Here is a 703-nt window from a genome sequence, read left to right on the forward strand (position 1 = left end):
GTGCTTTTATTGAACTGACGCGGATATAAACAAGCTTTTATCCACCATTCTGTAAGTGTGAAGTGATTTAATGACAAACAGTAATTCTCTGGGAAAAAAAGACCAAAACTCTCGCCAAAAATTTATTGGCGCACATGTTTCGGCAGCCGGCGGTGTCGATCAAGCTCCTATGCGCGCGCGTGAAATTGGAGCGAATGCTTTTGCGCTATTTACTAAGAATCAGAGACAGTGGGCAGCAAAGCCATTGGAGCCAAAAACCATCAGTGCGTTTAAAGCCAACTGTAAGATGTTGGGTTTCGGTGCGGAGCATATTCTTCCTAATGATTCTTACTTGATTAATTTGGGTGCTCCGGAAGAGGAGAAGCTCGAAAAATCGCGAGCCGCATTCATTGATGAAATGGAGCGTTGTAACCAACTTGGATTAACGCTACTTAATTTTCATCCTGGGAGTCATTTAAAGAAAATTTCTGAAAGTGACTGTTTGGCGAGGATCGCGGAATCTATCAATATTGCTCATCGCGCAGTGCCAGATGTAATTGCCGTGATTGAGAATACGTCTGGGCAAGGCACAAACCTGGGTTGGCGATTCGAGCACCTTGCTGAGATCATTGAGCAAGTAGAAGATAAAACGCGTGTAGGCGTATGCTTAGATACCTGCCACACCTTTACGGCTGGCTATGACCTGCGAACAAAAGAAGCGTGT

Annotated in this window: 1 protein-coding gene; it reads left to right on the forward strand. The window is 44.7% G+C overall.

The features are described 5' to 3' along the window. Nucleotides 1-70: 70 nt before the first annotated feature. Nucleotides 71-703 (forward strand): deoxyribonuclease IV (nfo, locus tag KIV40_RS35060; RefSeq protein WP_285354087.1); only part of this gene is annotated, 633 nt, incomplete at its 3' end.

The organism is Vibrio sp. D173a (genome assembly GCF_030248475.1).